The 1,934-nt window shown below is 68.7% G+C and carries 5 protein-coding genes; 1 reads left to right on the forward strand and 4 read right to left on the reverse strand.

Annotation, left to right across the window (positions count from 1 at the left end):
- Positions 1-4 precede the first annotated feature (4 nt).
- The 4 genes from G3N93_RS39120 to G3N93_RS39135 all read right to left on the reverse strand — a co-directional run bounded on the left by G3N93_RS39120 (position 5) and on the right by G3N93_RS39135 (position 1,372).
- Positions 5-232, reverse strand: coding sequence for a hypothetical protein (locus G3N93_RS39120; protein WP_174984534.1), 228 nt, complete (start codon positions 230-232; stop codon positions 5-7).
- A 214-nt stretch (positions 233-446) separates the two neighbouring features.
- A complete protein-coding gene (locus tag G3N93_RS39125; protein ID WP_174984537.1) occupies positions 447-761 on the reverse strand; it encodes a DUF1488 domain-containing protein in 315 nt (104 codons plus the stop codon).
- Between the two features lie 4 nt (positions 762-765).
- Positions 766-906, reverse strand: a complete 141-nt coding sequence (locus G3N93_RS39130) for a hypothetical protein (protein WP_206135439.1) — start codon at positions 904-906, stop codon at positions 766-768.
- A gap of 115 nt (positions 907-1,021) precedes the next feature.
- Positions 1,022-1,372 carry a hypothetical protein gene (locus G3N93_RS39135; protein WP_174932844.1) on the reverse strand — a complete coding sequence of 117 codons (351 nt, stop codon included), beginning with the start codon at positions 1,370-1,372 and terminating at the stop codon, positions 1,022-1,024.
- A gap of 170 nt (positions 1,373-1,542) precedes the next feature.
- Here G3N93_RS39135 and G3N93_RS39140 point away from each other — a divergent pair, with 170 nt between their 5' ends.
- Positions 1,543-1,899 carry a DUF3175 domain-containing protein gene (locus G3N93_RS39140; RefSeq protein WP_206135440.1) on the forward strand — a complete coding sequence of 119 codons (357 nt, stop codon included), beginning with the start codon at positions 1,543-1,545 and terminating at the stop codon, positions 1,897-1,899.
- Positions 1,900-1,934 lie beyond the last annotated feature (35 nt).

The following is a 1,934-nucleotide window of genomic DNA, read 5'->3' on the forward strand; positions in this document are numbered from 1 at the left end:
CCCGTCACGCGTCGGTGACGTCGGGCTCGCTCTCGCCGCTGCGCTGCACGCACCGCACGACCGCCAGCCCCTCGGCCGTCAGCGCGGGCCGGTGCTCGCCCGACGCAGCGTCGTACTGCATCACGATCAGGTGCCGTTCGACCAGCGCGACGACATCCTCGCGGTCGATCTGGAGCTGCTCCGGTGCGCGATGCACCAGTAACAGCGTGGCGAATTCATGGGCGGACAGCATGCTCGTTTCCCGTTGGCGGCTGCGCGAGGTGCGCACCGGCGCATAGAAACTCATGCAGGGATCGTGCCGGCTTGCGCGAGGCATCCTCCGCCGGCGCGACCTGCGTGCGGCGCGATGTGGCACCGGGTGCCGGCCGGCGGCCGGTGCAAAGTTTTCAATGGCGTGTAATACCGAACGCGGGTCGGAGCACAACGCGCCGGGAACCGCAGTCGGGTCAGGATCGCCGCGACCGGGACAGGCCCGCCGGCGCACGGAAATCGCCGCTGTGCAGCACCACGCCGGCGTTGCCGTCGGCCAGCGCTTCCGCGCATGCGGCTTCGATCCGCGCGCGGCCATGCTCGAACGCATCGCGCAGATCGGCCTCCAGCGCAGACTGCGCGCCAAAATGGTCTTCCAGCGCTTCGACCGTGATCGCGCAGGTTTGCAGTTCGCCATCGACGTCGACGACGAAACGCAACTGCAGCTCGGCACCGTCGAACACGGGCGGCTCGTCGACCAGCGTCACGCGGCGGGCGGAATCGGCCGGCATCGTTTCAGGCGCCCCGCGCCGAATAGCGACCGGCCCGCGCACCTTCGGCCGTGAGCACGCGCCGACGTTCGCCGAGTCCGGCCTTCTCGATGAAGCCGCCGACCGCGCCGACGGCTACCTTGCAATGATCCAGTCTGCTGCTCATGAGATCCTCCATCGGCGTGACAGCACACGTCGTGTCAGGCCGTGCCGATCGCGCGGCAAGCCGCATACCGGCAAACCCCTTCGCATGGACGGGCTTGCATGGCCAATCGACGCGGTTACTGCAGACGGCGCGCGGCATCGAGCATCGCATCGGTCAGCTCGATCGTCAGCGTCACGTGTTCGTCGGGCAGACGGTCGAGCAGGTCCTCCACCGTGTCGTGCAGGATCGCGTGCACGCGCGTCCGCGTGCCTTCGTCGAGATCCGCGTAGCGCTCCATCGTGTCGCAATCGAGCACGAGCACGACCGAATGCCCGACGGTCTCGGGCGGCGGGTCGGCCGCCTCCGCCCACGCCGCCTGAAACATGATCCTGCCCGTGGCGACGTCGACATGGACCGTCGTATCGAGATCGTCGGCGTCGTTGTCGATCTCGTCGTTCTCCAGCCAGATCCGGGAATGCGATTGCATGATGTCCTCCTGTGTGATGGCGGGATCGCATGTCCTGCCCGTGTTCTCCAGCAACACCCGTGCCGCCTTCGGCACGGGTTCGTCGCACTGGCGACAGGCGTCGCGCGGCACGCGGTTTGCGCCGCCAACACCGGTATTCCGTCCCCGTGAACCCCCATGGAGCCCACACCATGTCTTCTGCTACCGCTTCCCGCTCGCACGGCAAGCGCCTGACGCGGCACCCGGGCCGCGCCCGCGACATCGACCCGCAACACCGCAAGCGCTGGTCCGCCGGCGTCACGCAAAAAGACCGTGCGCTCGACGTCGAGCCCGGCATCTTCAAATCCGACGATCCGGCCGCGATCGCCGCGTCGCTGAAACATTCGGCCGAACACAGCCGCCGCCGCCACGCGTCGCCGTTCCAGTCGGCGATGTCGATGCTGAACTTCTACGTGAACCGCGCGGGCCGCACCCTGCCGAAAGCGCGCCGCGCGACCCTCGACCGCGCGAAGCGGAAACTGCGCGAAGCGTTCGGCCGCAAGCCCTGACGCGCACGGCCACGCGATCGGCCTGCCGCGACGGC

The organism is Burkholderia sp. Se-20378 (assembly GCF_017104665.1).
GTDB lineage: Bacteria > Pseudomonadota > Gammaproteobacteria > Burkholderiales > Burkholderiaceae > Burkholderia > Burkholderia lata.

Excerpts from the sequence above, each read along its gene's own strand:
- G3N93_RS39125 (WP_174984537.1), bottom strand. The coding sequence starts at position 761 with ATGCCGGCCGATTCCGCCCGCCGCGTGACGCTGGTCGACGAGCCGCCC.
- G3N93_RS39120 (WP_174984534.1), bottom strand. The coding sequence starts at position 232 with ATGCTGTCCGCCCATGAATTCGCCACGCTGTTACTGGTGCATCGCGCA.
- G3N93_RS39130 (WP_206135439.1), bottom strand. The coding sequence starts at position 906 with ATGAGCAGCAGACTGGATCATTGCAAGGTAGCCGTCGGCGCGGTCGGC.
- G3N93_RS39135 (WP_174932844.1), bottom strand. The coding sequence starts at position 1,372 with ATGCAATCGCATTCCCGGATCTGGCTGGAGAACGACGAGATCGACAAC.
- G3N93_RS39140 (WP_206135440.1), top strand. The coding sequence starts at position 1,543 with ATGTCTTCTGCTACCGCTTCCCGCTCGCACGGCAAGCGCCTGACGCGG.